The organism is Clostridium sp. Marseille-P299, assembly GCF_900078195.1.
In the GTDB taxonomy this organism is placed as follows: Bacteria; Bacillota; Clostridia; order Lachnospirales; family Lachnospiraceae; genus Lachnoclostridium.
This window is the reverse complement of sequence record NZ_FJVE01000007.1, coordinates 2306719-2321849: the sequence shown is the minus strand read 5'-3', so window position 1 is coordinate 2321849 and position 15131 is coordinate 2306719. Positions and strand designations below refer to the sequence as shown.

11 protein-coding genes are annotated in these 15131 nt (G+C 34.8%); 10 read left to right on the top strand and 1 reads right to left on the bottom strand.

From position 1 onward, the window contains the following. The first annotated feature begins 20 nt into the window (after window positions 1-20). From BN4220_RS18095 to BN4220_RS18055, 10 genes are all read left to right on the top strand, one after another. A complete protein-coding gene (locus BN4220_RS18095) occupies window positions 21-4223 on the top strand; it encodes a hypothetical protein (protein WP_066719895.1) in 4203 nt (1400 codons plus the stop codon). A gap of 13 nt (window positions 4224-4236) precedes the next feature. Continuing rightward, on the top strand, window positions 4237-4629 hold the full coding sequence (locus BN4220_RS18090) for a DUF6711 family protein (RefSeq protein WP_066719893.1): 393 nt from the start codon (window positions 4237-4239) through the stop codon (window positions 4627-4629). Between the two features lie 17 nt (window positions 4630-4646). Further along, a complete protein-coding gene (locus BN4220_RS18085) occupies window positions 4647-7133 on the top strand; it encodes a tail fiber domain-containing protein (protein ID WP_066719890.1) in 2487 nt (828 codons plus the stop codon). 8 nt (window positions 7134-7141) lie between these two features. Then, window positions 7142-10315, top strand: a complete 3174-nt coding sequence (locus tag BN4220_RS18080; RefSeq protein WP_148401767.1) for a hypothetical protein — start codon at window positions 7142-7144, stop codon at window positions 10313-10315. 357 nt (window positions 10316-10672) lie between these two features. Next, on the top strand, window positions 10673-11023 hold the full coding sequence (locus tag BN4220_RS18075) for a type II toxin-antitoxin system RelE/ParE family toxin (RefSeq protein ID WP_066719884.1): 351 nt from the start codon (window positions 10673-10675) through the stop codon (window positions 11021-11023). Then, entirely contained in the window at window positions 11016-12101 is a 1086-nt protein-coding gene (locus tag BN4220_RS18070; RefSeq protein WP_066719881.1) for a HigA family addiction module antitoxin, read from the top strand. Before BN4220_RS18075 ends, BN4220_RS18070 begins: the two co-directional genes overlap by 8 nt. Before the next feature lie 95 nt (window positions 12102-12196). Next, window positions 12197-12568 carry a hypothetical protein gene (locus BN4220_RS18065; RefSeq protein ID WP_066719879.1) on the top strand — a complete coding sequence of 124 codons (372 nt, stop codon included), beginning with the start codon at window positions 12197-12199 and terminating at the stop codon, window positions 12566-12568. 2 nt (window positions 12569-12570) lie between these two features. Continuing rightward, window positions 12571-12723 (top strand): XkdX family protein, encoded by a 153-nt coding sequence (locus tag BN4220_RS20180; RefSeq protein WP_347477130.1) that lies wholly within the window; start codon window positions 12571-12573, stop codon window positions 12721-12723. Between the two features lie 60 nt (window positions 12724-12783). Beyond that, the gene (locus BN4220_RS18060; RefSeq protein WP_066719877.1) at window positions 12784-13200 is read left to right on the top strand and encodes a phage holin family protein; all 417 of its coding nucleotides are present in this window, start codon (window positions 12784-12786) and stop codon (window positions 13198-13200) included. Then, a complete protein-coding gene (locus BN4220_RS18055) occupies window positions 13200-14075 on the top strand; it encodes an N-acetylmuramoyl-L-alanine amidase (protein WP_066719875.1) in 876 nt (291 codons plus the stop codon). The genes BN4220_RS18060 and BN4220_RS18055 overlap by 1 nt, the downstream gene beginning before the upstream one ends. Window positions 14076-14418: 343 nt before the next feature. Here the strand turns inward: BN4220_RS18055 and BN4220_RS20590 are convergent, their stop codons facing one another. Further along, window positions 14419-14973, bottom strand: coding sequence for a zinc ribbon domain-containing protein (locus BN4220_RS20590; protein WP_066719873.1), 555 nt, complete (start codon window positions 14971-14973; stop codon window positions 14419-14421). Window positions 14974-15131 lie beyond the last annotated feature (158 nt).

Genomic DNA, 15131 nt, shown 5'->3' with positions numbered 1-15131 from the left:
AGAAAGATGGTGATGGACTTATGGGTAACGAAATTGATCGTTTAGAGATACAAATACAAGCGCAAGCAGAAAAAGCAAATAGTCAATTAGATAAAATGATTGATAGGTTGTCTAGGGTAGAAAATAGCCTTAGTGGAATAAATGCAGACGGGTTAAATAAGCTTGCAGGTGGAATAAACAGATTGTCAAGCTCAATGAGCAACATAAGTTCAACCAAGACATCCGACTTTACAAGGCTAGCTAAAAACATAGATAAGTTAGGGAATGTAGACACTGAATCTTTGTATAAAGCATCTAATTCCATCAGAAATTTTACTAATAGTATTAATGGTGCCAGTAATTTATCACAAGGAATAGATGGTATAAGTCGACTATCTAGCAGTATTTCTAAACTAGGAAATAAAAGTGTATCTAGTGCAATTAGCAATTTACCTGCATTGGCAACAGGGATTAATAATCTATTAACAACACTTTCAAAAGCCCCTACTGTATCTACTGATATTACAAGGCTCACAAACTCATTAGCTAGCTTAGTTGGGAAAGGGAACAGTTTAAGAAGTGTTTCGAAAGGGTTATCAAGTCCAGTAAAAGATGCTACAAATGCAATGAAGAAATATGCAGATGCAAATTATAGGGCAGAAAAATATTCAAGTGCTTTAATTTCAAAAGTAATGAAATTATCAGCTGTGCTGTATTCATTAAAAAGAGCGTTTGGACTTGTCAGTGGCTCAATTGAAAAAGCAATGAACTACGAGGAAACTGTTAACCTATTCCAAACATCTATGAAGAAAATAGGGCTAACGTCGGCAAAGAGTGCAGGATATGAAATAGGCTCGTCAATGGCAGAATCTTATGCAATATCATTCATGAACAAAGCTAATGATTTTGCAGAAGATATTTCAGATAATCTTTCACTTGATCCAAACATGGTTAAAAATTATCAAGCTATGTTTGCACAAATGGCTGATTCTATGGGATTAGTATCAGATACTGCTTACAATATTTCAACATCACTTACAATGTTGGGAAATGATATGGCATCGTTGTTTAACGTTGATACTAAGACGATGATGGAAAAGTTACAAAGCGGTTTATCTGGTGAAATTGAACCATTGCGTAGATTAGGTATCGATATATCTCAATCATCCCTAGCTATAACAGCTCAAAAATATGGCATTGAAGGTTCGATTGAACAAATGTCAGCAGCGGCTAAAGTTCAATTACGTTGGTTATCAATCATGGACCAAACAACTGTCGCTTGGGGAGATATGGCGAAAACTATTGAAAGTCCAGCCAATCAAATCAGAATATTACGCCAGCAATGGGATAATTTAACTCGCTCAATTGGTAATTTGTTTTTGCCTGTATTGCAAACTGTACTTCCTTATATAAATGGATTTTTAATTGCACTACGAAACATAACAGATGCATTTGCTACAATGCTTGGATATGAACTTCCAGACTATTCCGATACGGAGATATTTACAGGAGTTACAGGAGGAATAGATAGTGTAGGAGATAGTGCAGATGATGCAAATGAGTCTGTGAAGAAATTGACTAAATCTGTTTCAAAGTTTGATGAACTAAATATTTTAAATAAAAATAGTGGTAGTTCTAGTAGTAGTGGGGATGCTGGTAGCGGTATTCCAGGTCTTGATAATGAGATTTCGAATAAGACAACGAATTACCTTGAAAAGTTCAATTCTGAAATGGACAAAGTTAAGAATAAGGCTAAAGAACTTTCAGAAGAAATACAGCCTAAACTTGAATGGTTTATAGATAAACTAGGTGAATTAACACCACTATTCTTAGGGATTGCTACGGGAGTTGGCGCTTATAAATTAATGAACTGGTTCTTGGATTTTGGCAAATCTCTAAGCGCACTTAGTCTAGGTAAAACAGGTGCGATAGCATTAGTTATCGGCGCATTAGTTTTACTAGGTACTGCAATTTATAAAGCATGGGAAGATGCAAATAATGCACGTCTTGATACCATGTTTGGTAATATTAAATTATCAGCTGAGGAGTTAGAAACTGTAGCGAAACGTATCGCAGATAATGGTACTCTTGACTTTGTTTCTCATGCGAAACTTGAGTGGGAGGAACTAGCTGATATTGAAAAGTCACTTGATAAGAAAATTGAAACTATTAATAAATTAAATAGAAAAGATCAAGTAGGGTTGGAGTTAACAGAAGAAGAACAAGGATTATACAAGCAAACAATTGATGAATATATTTCAGAAGTAAATTCCTACGTTAATCAACTTGAAGAAGCAACACTTATTTCGATTTCTTTAGTTGTTAAAGATGAAACTACAGAGCAAGAGTTAATCAAATCATATTCTGGATATTTTGACAATATAAGAAAAGATGTTGAAGAAGCAGCAAAGAAACTTCAGAAAGCAACAAATGAAGCATGGGAAGATGGATTGTTAGAACTTGATGAAGTTAAAGAAATACAAGAATTACAAGCTCAATTAGCAAGTATCCAAAAGGGATTGACTGATGCACAGTATAGAGCAAGAGCGGAAGTTATAAAATCAGAATTATCAGGTGCTGATTTAACAAAAGAGGCCTATGCTTCGCTAACCAAAGAACTAGAAGAACTTCAAAAGCAATACGAGAAAGATTATAAAGAAAATGTTGCCATGGAGCTATTCACGCAAGCTAGTATAAAACTTGAGTATGAACTTGACAAATCAACAACGCAACAAGAAATTGATGCCGCTTATGCTGAATATGACAAAGAAGTGAAAGCATATTCAGAGGGAATGAAGGTTGATATTGATAGCTTTAATATGAACATAAATGGATTCAAGGTGTCAACGTCAATTGATGCATTAGCTAACGCAACAAAGCAAATAGATAAAGACCTTGCTTCCTTGTTAAAGTCAACTGAAAAAGGTGGTTCGAACGAAGGCGAATTTGTTCGATATATTTCCGAATATGCTAGTCAATTAGGAAAATACTCCAAATCATTAGGAAAAGAAGCAGCAGAGGGAATACAAGAATTCGTTGACGCTGCACAGCCTACAAAAGATCAGCTTGAGAAAATTGTTAAAGAGAATACGGCTCTTGGTGAAGCGGTTCCCGACAGTGTATCAAAAGGACTAGCGTCAATTTACTTGGCTGAAGCAGTAACAGGAAACGTTGAATCGCTATACAAGTTAATATCAACTCAGATAGAAAATACTAGCCAACTCGAAGAATTGGCAAAGATTGCACAAGAACAAGGTGTTGATATAGGAGACGAGTTGCTTTCTGGTATCAGACTGGGAAAAGTAGATTTGACAACTGGTTTTGGTGGATTTGTACAGAGTATTCTCGAAGGTGCTAAACCAGGGATAAAAACAAACTCAAAAACATTAGGCGAAGAGACAATATATAGTTTTAATTCTGGAATTACTGAAAAATCTCCATTGTCTGAAACAGGAATCCAAACATGGACAAATACAGTAATCAGAACTGCTAGAACAGGACTAGGAATAAAACAAGGGGCTACTAAATCTGACACATTTTCAAACTTTGCGAAATATGTAATGAGTGGATTCAATGATTACATTGCCGATAACGGAAAAACTACTGAAACAAAGATGGGTACATGGGCACAAACCTATATTATGAAACCATTTACTGAAAAGATGGGTATTCATTCACCTTCTGTAATATTTAAAGGATATGGACAAAACACAGTAGAAGGTTTTAACAATGGTATATCTAATAATCAGAGCAAGTCACAAGGGGTTATTGCAACGTGGGTAAGTAATATATCCGGATGGTTTAAAGACAAACTAGGAATACATTCTCCATCACGAATATTTGGTGAGTTTGGTGATTATACAGTTCAAGGATTTAACAACAGCATTGAAGATGGAATAAGTTCAACTACTGGAATCATGGACAAATGGACTACAGCTATTACTAAGAGTGCAAGTGGTATAAGAATTGATCCACTTACATTAGAGAGCAATTACAAGGTTAACACATCTGGGATTAGTGGTTTCGAAGATTTAACATCAAACAGAACACTTACCATAAACACTTTGAAGAGTAGTGCATCAAGTAACGGTAGTGGGCTAGATAAAGAAGGACTTGTAAATGCATTAGTTGAAGCTCTTAATCAAGCTGACATTATAGCGCATATTAGCGAAAGAGAGGTATTTAATTCTAATCGAAAAATGGCCAAAGAATACAGAAATATGACAGGTAGGCCAGCATTTTAAAAGGAGGGAGTTAATGGCTTTCCAAGGCTATTTAATTAAAATTGGAGGGAAGGCTCTCCCTCTTAGTTTTATTGCAATAGACAGTTATAAGGCAACACCAAATCAAAGACAAGATATAGATACTTATAGAGATTCCAATGGAGATTTGCAACGTAAAATTCTTCAAAATAAGCCAACAAAAATAGAATTTAATACTCCACCAATGACTTTAAGCGAATTAACTGTCTTTAAAACGTATGTACCTATTAGTAATAGGGATAAAATCAAAGTTGAATATTGGGACGATGAATCAGCCACTTACCAAGTGGCTGATTTTTATATGTCCGATCCCGAATATCATATATATCAGGTCAAAGGAAATGTAATAGTATATCGACCGATAAGAATTGCATTTATAGGGTATTAAAAAGGAGGACATAAGCAATGTTAGAAATAGCTGATGAATTAAAGTTAATATATAAAAATGATGCTATTCCGTTATCAGATTCAACAGCTGATAAGCAGATGTTCTTCTATTTTCCAGCACTTGATTTAACTATAACGAATAACCAAATTAAAGGTGAGAGTTTTCAATTAACAGAAAGTATTTGCTCTGAAGAAGATTTAACCTTTGGTGGCTGTGAATCAGCACAGATGAAAGTTATTGTTGCAGATATAGAACAAGAACTAAAAGGGCAACTTGTTATAGTCACTCAAGTTGTGAATGGAATTTATACAATGCCATTTGGTAGTTATGTTGTAGAATCTGCAAACAGGCAGAGTGACAGAAGATTTAAGGATGTAGTAGCTTACGATAGAATCAAGGATAAGTTAGGCGAGAGTGTAGACGTATCAGATTGGTACAAAAAATATTTTAGTTCTACAAATAGTGTGACATTAAAGAAGTTTAGAATAGATTTTTTTAGTTATGTTGGATTAGAAATTGAAGAGCAGGAACTCCCAAACGATAGTATGATAATCACAAAAACAATAGAACCAAGTGTTTTGAAAGCTCGTGATTTAGCTAGAGCAATCGGTGAAATAAACGGTCGTTTTGGTCACATGACAAGAGAAGATAATTTCAAATATATAGGTCTTGACGGTTTTGGATTATATCCTTCAGATACCTTATTCCCTAGTGAAGATTTATATCCTTCAGATACGGGAACCGTAATGGGCGTAGGTGGATACAAAAGTATTGTATATGAAGATTACAAAGTTAAACCAATAGATAAGTTGGTTATACGATCTGAAGAGGGAGATGTAGGACAATCAGTCGGGACAGGTACCAACGCATACATTCTACAAGGAAACTTTTTAGTTTACGGTAAGACATCTGATGAACTAAGTGTTATCGCAAACAACATATTTAAAGAAATAAAAGGCGTAGAGTATAGACCTCATACAACAGTTATGATGGGACTACCTTATCTTGAAGTGGGCGATACTATTTCAACTGTAACTACAGATGATGTAATTGAAACATTTGTATTTCATCGTGTTTTAACAGGTGTTCAAGCGCTAACAGATACAATTACAGCTACAGGAAGTGAGACACGGAGTCAAGAAATAAATCAAAATACACAAATTATTGAACTAGAAAACAAGGCTCTAAGAATCTCTAAATCAGTTGATGCATTAAGCGTTGAGTTGACTGATACTGCCGAAGGGCTACAATCGCAGATCACTCAAACAGCGAGTAGCTTAGAGACACAAATAACTGATACAAAAAAAGACTTAGAATCTAAAATTACTCAAACAGCAGATAGCTTACAGTCACAAATTACTGATAATAAGAAAGAACTTGAATCAACTATCACACAAACTTCAAGTAGTCTACAATCACAAATTACAGACAATAAAGAGAATCTGCAATCACAAATAACACAGACTTCAAGTAGCTTACAAACACAAATTACTGATAATAAAAATAACGCAGAAAGTAGCATGACTCAGCTATCTAATCAAATTAAGTTAAAGGTTAGTGTTGGAGACATTTCGAGTGAAATAAGCCTTGAAGATGGTGATATAAGGCTTATTGGTAACCGTCTTATAGTAGTTTCATCACAATTTACATTGGATGAGTTAGGAAAAGCATGGTTTGGTGGTCAAATTGGATGGGGAACAGGTAATTACATCAAGAATGATGATTATAAAAATACAATTATTAAAGCCGTAGAGGCACTTTTTTTACGTGCCCCAGTTGTTGGATTTGGTGATTTAAATAGGGTACAAATAAATGGAGATACAGGGTCAGTATCTGCGCAATCGATGTCGGTTAATAATTCAAGTGTTCTCACAACAGTGACAGGAGCATTGGCTAGCCACAATCACAATATAAATAATTTAACAGGCACGTTGTATACAAGCAATTTAGGAATGTCTGGTGGTAGTATATCTGGACAGATAGCCATTGGTAGCGGAAATGCCGTGGGTTGGGATTACGCAGAAAGAACCTATTCCAAATCATCTGATTTGCGTTTGAAGTACGACTTTCAAGTGCTAGGTGATATAGAGTCATTCTATATGGATTTAAAGCCCTATAACTTTAGGTTTAAGGATGGATTTGACGGTTATGTAATTAATTCTGGATTGTTAGCACAGCAAGTACTTGCGAATGCAGAGAAACATAATATTGAAACTGGTATGGTTTATGAATCAGGAAATGTATTGAATCAAGGCGAGTATTGCCCTGGTGGGAAGCATTACAATTTAAGATATGATGATTTACATGCATTTCACATTAAGATGATACAGAACTTAAAAGAAGAAAATTTGCAACAAGCAGAAGAATTACAAACAGTTAAAAATGAATTGTCTGAACTCAAAGTATCACTTAAAGAAAGTATTCAGCAAGTAGAAAAATTAAAAAACTCTCAAAACGAGCTAAATGAACTCAAAGTATTACTTAAAGAAAGGGGCGTGATTTAGTGGCCAACATGGAGACAGTATACGTAAGAATTAACTGGCAAAATCAGCCTAGTACTGCAACAGCGCTTGGAGCAAAAAACTTAAATAAAATAGATTTAGCATTATCTATCGTTGATGGTAGGGTTGTTTCATTGGATACAACAAAACTAGATAAGTCTACAGCTAATGGGTTGGTACAAGATATATCGGTTGATAATAATGGTGTTTTTACTATTAAAAAGCTTGATGGGACCACCACAAAATATGATACAAAGCTCGAAAAAATAGCTGTAAACTTCTCGTATGATAAAACGACACAACAAATAGTTATTACATTAGATGATGGGACTAAGCAATATATTGATTTATCTAGTCTAATCACTGAATATGAGTTTTCAGATAGCTCTACAATCGGATTTACTGTTACTAATGGCAAGGTATCAGCAAGTGTTAAAAACGGCTCAATTAAAGAATCGCACCTCCAACCGAACTATTTAGCAGATATTAAAGTACAAGCTCAAAATGCTCAAAATTCAGCCAATGCATCTGCTGATAGCGCTTCTACATCGAAAAGATATGCGGTAGGTATTGATGCTACAACAGAAAAAGATAGTGCTAAATACTTTATGGAACAAGCAAAACAGTATCGAGACGAAGCTAAGGATATAAGTAACATTGGAATAGCTAGTGGGTCAGCAATTGGTTTAGTTAAGGGGAATGGAAATGTAGAAGTACAAACAGACGGTGCGATGTGGGCAGATGCTTACAAAGACAAAGGTACATCAACAGGTGAGTTCATAAACTTTGCAAAATCCGACAACGCACTGGCGCAAGTTAATATTAAGGGTAAGAGTACACAAGCAAGAACAGAGAAAGGGAAAAATCTACTTCCAAGTACTACAAATAGTGCAACAACCTTAAATGGCATTAAATTCACCCCGAATGCAGATGGAACTATAACACTAAACGGAACTGCAACGACTGACTTCAATTATAATATTTTTCCTGATGAGGGTATTAGTAGAGTAACATTACAAGCTGGAACTTATACGTTAAAAAAGACTGGTCATAGCGGTGCTAGAATAAATGTAAGAAAACTTAAGGGAACAGACGCATACAGAGCTGATACGACAGACACAACATTTACAATAGCTGATACATTTCCGATTGCAGCTTGTTATATAACAATAACAAGTGGTGCAGTTTTCAGTAATAATAAAATTGAGCCACAGTTAGAGAGTGGAAGTACATCTACATCTTATGAAAAGTATAGTGTCAATTCACCATCACCTGAATATCCTAGTCCGATTGTAAGTGCAAGTAACTTTGACGTAGTGAGCTGTAAAAAAAATTTAATCAACGTACCAGAGGGTGTGATTGTTAAGGCAAATAGCGAGTATAAAGCGAATGGATGTGGAAAAAGAGACTTTACGGTAACGATATCTCAAACATTAAAAGAGATTGGCGTTACAAATAATGCACAGCATCAGATAATGTTTTATGGTAAAAGTGGAAATTTAATTCGTAAACAGTATGTGAGCACATTAGTCTTTTCTTCTGTGGGTGAAACAAAACAAGGAAGTCAAGCGTTTGTGCTAGACGAAGATGCTTATGAGATTAGAGTAGATATAGGTGCTTATTATGGAGCTAATTCTCCAACATTGATTACAAACTTTGTACAGTTAGAATTAGGCACGACTGCCACACCTTACACCCCATACGAAGAAGATAGAATTAACAATCCATACGAACTTGGCGAATGGAACGATATAAAAGACGGAAGTTATGTGAAAGGAGCAGAAGAATTCACATATGACGGAAGTGAAGATGAGGGTTGGAACCTAATTGTAGCAAGCAATGGTTATAAAAGGTTTGTAACTCTAAAAAGCAACATATTTATTGAAACAAATGGCGAATTACTTTGCAATAAAGCCAAAAATACAACGTGGGATGAAATGCAAAATGGGGTAGTTAAAAATGCTATAGCACAATATCAAAAATATATAGGTGTAAACTTTGAAGTCTGCCAAAGTATGGACATTTCCCAGTTTAAAACTTGGCTTGCCTCTAATCCTATAACAGTTAGATACAAACTTGCCACTCCTATAATTACTCCGCTAAATACTTATTTAAAGACGTTTAATGGTACCACAAATATCTTTACGACTGCTAATCCTCAACCAGAGATTACAGCAACTTTCAAATCTCAATTATGGGCTGATAGTTATTTGAAGGAAAAGGCAATAGAAAGTAAGATTGATGCAAATAAGAGAGTTAATAATCTACTTGCTACTGATCCAGAGACTGTTTTAGCGGGGCCGATGGGGAAACTGTTACAAGAGAATATAGATGCATTGAATAATAAAACGATAGTGCACAGAGGAACAATTAATAACCGATTAGAAATGACCAAAATAGGCACATATGACAGCAATGCAAGTGTAACAGCAGATATGCCAACGGCAGACCAGCCTTATAAGTTATTGTTCCTAGGTACTAAAGGAACTGACTGGAACATACCTATACTAGCATTCGGTAGTTATTCAAACAAAGATGTTTATCGGTCTAGAATGTTTACCTCAAATGGTACAACTTATCAATGTTCTTCGTGGGAAAAAGTAGGGGATATAAAAGTTCTGGATACAAGAGGAACGCAAAAGAAACCATCTGAGTATCCGATACAATCAGTAACGCATGAATTGAAGATTTATTCTGATATAGGATTATCTGGATTGACTAATCAAGCACTTTTCTTAGTTACAACAAAGAGACCATGGACAGATCTAACGGGTTCTATTGTACAAGTTGCCGAAGGTGTAGATCCTGCCTATGGCTATGAATCGTTTGTAAGAAGAAGTACAAGTTCGGATACTTGGACAGAATGGCAAAGAAATGATTCAAATACAGTAACCCCTATGACTATCAATTCTCCATATGGTAGCATTGAATCGGGAGGATATATTAAGAGTGGTAGAATAGTTACTGTTAATATACGAGTTAAAATTACAACTGAAATGCCAGGGTTCCAAGGGCATATCGGGTTTGTTCCGTTGGCAAGTACTGACTTAGTACCATTAACAGCTATGAGAGTTGATGGAGCATCGATAAGTGGGTTCTATGTTGGTGGTAGTAATATTGCGTGCAGTGCAAACGTTCCAGTAGGAGCTTATATCATAAGTGGCTCATATGTATCAGCTAGCTAAAATTGCATTTTAACAAAGTGGAAAAGTCCTTTATTGGGCTTTATTTTTATGTAGAAAGGATGATTAATATGTGGATTTCAAAAAAGAAGTATAGGAATTAGAGAAAAGAATTGCTGACCTTGAACAGAATCAAAGTTAGTAAAAAGCTGCAATAAATCAGTTTCATACATTTTATAAAATACTTTATGATTGCTTGGTATGCGTCTTGCTTGATATATGAATAATAGGTTGAAAAAACAAGATTATTAGCATATAATGGAATTAAGAATTCTTCTCATTATTTGAAAATTTTCTTGATTGGTAGAAATTTTACCAAAAAGGTAAAAAAATATTGCATATTAAGGGACGTATGGTATAATGATTATAAAGTACGATAACAATAATATAAGTAAGTTATGTAACGATTGTAAAACAGCGACACGCAAACTAGGAAAAGACGTTGCTATAAAACTTGGAATGACATTGGAATTTATTAATGCAGCAGAGACACTTAGAGATGTGAAAAATACTCCCATGTTTAGATTACATGACTTAAAAGGCGATAGAAAAGGTCAATTCGCGATAGATTTAGGCAAGAAAATAGGCTATCGATTAATATTGATTCCTTTGAAAAATGATGAGGAACGATGGGATAGTAGTGATATTAATGAAATATATAATTCTACTGATATCGTATTGTTACTGGAGGTGACAAATCATTATGAGTAAAACAGAATATAAAACATCTAAAGCCTTTCATCCTGGATTATATGTAAGGAACATTATTGATGAAATGGAAATCAGTCAAACCGAATTTGCAAAACGCATTGGGATAACTGATAAAACATTAAGTAAACTTATAAATGAACAAACACCTTTAACACCAAGTATAGCGCAAAAACTAGCAACTATATTAGGAACATCTACTTCAGTATGGATTAATTTACAGGCGAATTATGATACGTACTTAGCTGACAACATGATTATCAAGGATATGAAGGAAGATGAGGAAATCTTATCATTTATAGATTACTCATATTTTGTTAAGAATAAATTTGTTGAGGCAACAAAGGACAAAATCGAAAAGATTACTAATTTAAGAAAGTTTTTTGAGGTGTCTTCATTAGGACTATTGGCACAAAAAGAGTTTTTAGTAAATTACAGATCAACATCAAAAGTTGAAGAAAAGAACATAATAAATGCTAATATCTGGATGCAAACTGCATTAAATGTAGCGAAACAAATTGATACCGACGTGTTTAATAAAGAAAAACTCAAGACTTGTTTACCCGAGATAAGAAAAATGACAGTTCAAAGTCCAGATGAATTCTATCCTAAATTGCATGATATGTTGCAAAGCTGTGGAGTGGCATTGGTGTTATTGCCACATTTGAAAAACTCAGGAATAAATGGTGCTGTTAGATGGATTAATAAAGAAAAAGTATTGCTAGCAATGAATGACAGACAAAAGTATGCCGATATCTTTTGGTTTTCTTTTTGCCATGAATTAAGGCATGTTTTACAACAAAAAAATAAGTTAACATTGATTAACTACAGTAATAAGTACATTCAAAGCATAGATGAAGAATTAGAAAAAGATGCTGATGAATTTGCTCAAAAGTTTTTAATTCCCCAGGAGGAATACAGTGAATTTTTGAGAACAAGAAGCATTAACAGAACTAGTATTCTCGTATTTGCTAAAAAAATCAATATTCACCCAGGCATAGTTGTGGGAAGATTACAGCATGATAATAAGATACCTATCTATACGCATAATGATTTGAAGTCTCAATATGAAATTGTATAGAAGCAGTATAAGCATCCTTCGGGGTGCTTTTCTTATACCCAAAACCCAAGTCCTCTATGAGGGCTTTTTATTATGCCAAAAGAAAGGAAGAAACTATGGAAAAAATCAGAGTATTAGACAAAACAGAATTAAACATCTTACCAGGAGCGAGTGAAAACCGTATTACTGTGCTAAGAGGTGAACTATCGGTTGAGGAAGTATGCAGTAAAATGACAGAGGAGAATTTGAGTGAATACAGCATACTTTCAGAGAGTGGCGAATTAAGCGCAATTTACAGGGATAAAACAGTTGTGCTGCCTATCTTGCTTGATCCAGACAACGGCACCATTACTTTTAATCTTACAAATGTGGACATGGTTCAGAAGAGATTAAGAATGTTGGAAGCAAAGGCTACAGCTATTGAGGCAGAAAACACGGAACTTAAGGAACTCGTAGACACATTAGTTGTAAGCGCATTGGAGGGTTAGTTATGGAAAATAAGAGTGTTATGTATGGAACATTAGAAAGACTTTACAGCGAAGGGAGATTGACCGAGGTTGGATTAAATAATGCTGTGGGTAAGGGCTGGATTACCGAAGAAGAAAAGAACACTATTTTAGGAGCAGTAGAAACAGTAGAATAAAATCAAAGCATACATAGGGCACTCTTTGGGGTGTTTTTTTTGTATGCAGAAAGAGGGATTATGGAAAAAACAATATCAGTTTTACAGTATGTATTATCAGCAATTGGAGCCTTTTTGGGGTGGTTTCTAGGTGGGGTAGATGGCTTTATGACAGCAATAATTTGGTTTGTAGTAATTGATTACCTAACAGGTGTGATGGTTGCAATTGTTGAAAAGAAGTTATCTAGCAAAGTAGGATTTAGGGGGATATTTAAGAAGGTAATTATTTTCTGCTTGATTGGTATTAGTAACATCCTTGATGTTTATGTAATTCAGTCAGGGAGCGCTATAAGATTAGCAGTTATTATGTTTTATATCTATAACGAGGGTATAAGCATACTTGAAAACGTATCTGTTTTAGGATTGCCAGTACCTCAGAAACTCAAAGATGTATTAGAACAAGTTGGTAATCACGATAAAAGGGAGAGTGAACAGTAATGAGAATAGCGATTGATGCAGGGCACGGTTACAATACAGGGGGTAAACGTAGCCCTGAATTTGTAAAGACAGTAACACACAAATATGCAGGACATACCGTGACAGTGCTAAGGGGAGAGTGCCTTAGAGAGCATGTTGCTAATGCAGGAGTAGCTTATTACTTAGCAAGAGAGTTGGAACGATGTGGAGTAGATGTATTTAAGAGTGCATGGAGTGGGATAGATGGTACCAAGGACCTTACTGATCCAGCAATTAATATACGGCAACTTGCAATTAAGAGAGCTAAGTGTGATTTAGCTATCTCCTTACACTTTAATGCGAATGATGATAATAAGTTTGATAACGGAAAAGGCTGCGAAACATTTTATCATAGTATTACTAGTAAGGTTGGAGATGGTAAAGCGTTTGCTACAGCAATACAGGCTCAAGTTGCAAATACATTTAAAGATCAAACTAATCGAGGAGTAAAAAATAGCAGTAAATTTGGTATGTGTAATAGTGTGGGTATGGGAGTTAAAGCGGCTTGTTTAGTGGAACTTGCTTTTATGACAAATCAGTTTGAATGCGAAAACTATTTTGCTAATCCTCACGCATGGTATAAATATGCTGTATCTATTGCAAAGGGCGTTTGCTCCTATTCAGGTAATAAATATGTACCTTATGTGCCAACGGTTCCAATTACATCAAATTCGAGTGTAGAGGATATTGCATGGCTACAGCATGGGATAAATTGTTACGGTGCTGATCTAGTTCCTGATGGTGTATATGGTCCTAAAACAGCTCAGGCTGTAAAAGATTATTATCAACAGTATTTTAATGCCAAATCTGACGGATATAAGGTATGGGCTAAGGCAATCAATAAACTGAGTAAGTAATTTTATGCTTGTTATCACTCTTGTTAGATATTAGACTATCTATATGGGGTGAGAAATTGAAATGTAAGGATTGGGTTTGCGGAAAAGGAGATTGCATTGTAAGAAAAGGGAAAAGCAATAGATTTAAATATACATTATGTAAAGACTGCAAAGCTACAATAGAGTTAAGGCTCTGTGAAACGTGTAGTCTTGGACAGAAAATGAGTAATGGAATGTACTTATGTAAACGGGATAACACGTACGGACTTATGTGAAAAAAATCCCCTAGCCGACCCTCAACGACTAGGGGATAAATCAATTCCATTTATTATGTGTCTAAGTAGGATTTAATGTCAATTAGTTATTACTTGTTGTTATCAATATATTGAAGATTAGCGATAATATCATTCGCAATTCTTTGTGCATTAGAATACGTAGCAGAGCTTTTCTTAGTTTCGGTTGTAATAAGCTGTATATTTTCCCTAGTTTTGTTGTAGTTATTTAAATAAATATTGATACCCATTGAAATACAGGTAGGTTTGCTTTTTCTTTTACCGGAAGCTCCGACAAGTGCGCCAAATAAACCAAATGTAGCACCGCCAACTACTGTAGCAAGACCTTTTCCTTTGGTTATGCTAGAACCATCTTCGTACAATTCATAATCAATTAGGTCATCAAAATAATAAGTATCAGTTTTAAACATTCTTTTTATCCCAAATGTTTTATTCTTGCTATCAATTAAAAGTTTACCATTTCCAAAATTAATACTTTTGTCGGGTTCAAACTTGAAAGGTTTTGAAGTAAGTATCGATGATTGACTGTTTTGTAGTATCGAAGTTATCGGACATCCGCAGTTTGGACAGCTGGCAGCTTTGTCAGAAACTTGTTTACCGCACTCAGAACAAGAAATTAATGACATGTTTTACCCTCCTATGTACTAAATATTTACAAGGATATTATGTAACATATTGAAAATTATGTCAAGATTTAGATATTAAAAAACTGGTCACAAAGACCAATGTTTTAAAAAGTTTTAAGCAAAAAATTTCGGTAGAAATTTGGGTAGAAAAACAAAAA

Bases quoted from the DNA above. Each gene is read 5' to 3' on its own strand.
- BN4220_RS20590 (WP_066719873.1), bottom strand. From the start codon at position 14,973: ATGTCATTAATTTCTTGTTCTGAGTGCGGTAAACAAGTTTCTGACAAA.
- BN4220_RS18065 (WP_066719879.1), top strand. From the start codon at position 12,197: ATGGAAAAAATCAGAGTATTAGACAAAACAGAATTAAACATCTTACCA.
- BN4220_RS18080 (WP_148401767.1), top strand. From the start codon at position 7,142: ATGGAGACAGTATACGTAAGAATTAACTGGCAAAATCAGCCTAGTACT.
- BN4220_RS18055 (WP_066719875.1), top strand. From the start codon at position 13,200: ATGAGAATAGCGATTGATGCAGGGCACGGTTACAATACAGGGGGTAAA.
- BN4220_RS18075 (WP_066719884.1), top strand. From the start codon at position 10,673: ATGATTATAAAGTACGATAACAATAATATAAGTAAGTTATGTAACGAT.
- BN4220_RS20180 (WP_347477130.1), top strand. From the start codon at position 12,571: ATGGAAAATAAGAGTGTTATGTATGGAACATTAGAAAGACTTTACAGC.
- BN4220_RS18095 (WP_066719895.1), top strand. From the start codon at position 21: ATGGGTAACGAAATTGATCGTTTAGAGATACAAATACAAGCGCAAGCA.
- BN4220_RS18070 (WP_066719881.1), top strand. From the start codon at position 11,016: ATGAGTAAAACAGAATATAAAACATCTAAAGCCTTTCATCCTGGATTA.
- BN4220_RS18090 (WP_066719893.1), top strand. From the start codon at position 4,237: ATGGCTTTCCAAGGCTATTTAATTAAAATTGGAGGGAAGGCTCTCCCT.
- BN4220_RS18060 (WP_066719877.1), top strand. From the start codon at position 12,784: ATGGAAAAAACAATATCAGTTTTACAGTATGTATTATCAGCAATTGGA.
- BN4220_RS18085 (WP_066719890.1), top strand. From the start codon at position 4,647: ATGTTAGAAATAGCTGATGAATTAAAGTTAATATATAAAAATGATGCT.